Raw genomic sequence first — 359 nt, forward strand, 5'->3', positions numbered from 1 at the left:
CGCCCAAGCAGGGCAGCTATAGCAGCGAGGGTAGCAACGACGTGCGCCGCCTGCTGCAGATTCGCGTGCTGGCGCCCTAAGGCTCCCGCGCGCTATCGCACCAGCGGGTTGGGCATCGGCTCCGCCACCTTGTGCAGGGTGTTGCGGTCAGTGTGGTGGAAGGGCTCGTCGCGGCCCAGGATCTGCAGCACCGTGTCTTCGTCGTAGCTCCAGGTGCCATCTGCATGGATGCTCACCTTGATGCGGAACTCCGTGGTCTTGAAAGCGTGCTGCAAAAACGGCGCCGAACAGATACCAAACGTCTCCAGCCCCTGTGTGGCCACCAATTCAAACTCGGTAGCGTTTGCCGCGGCCTGGCC

General features: G+C 63.5%; 1 pseudogene. It reads right to left on the reverse strand.

Features of this window, described 5'->3' with window-relative positions:
• Positions 1-92: 92 nt before the first annotated feature.
• Positions 93-359: pseudogene (locus AC1D1Y_RS26960) on the reverse strand (FABP family protein); the annotation flags it as partial.

It is taken from the genome of Polaromonas sp. P1_G1, from assembly GCF_056405595.1.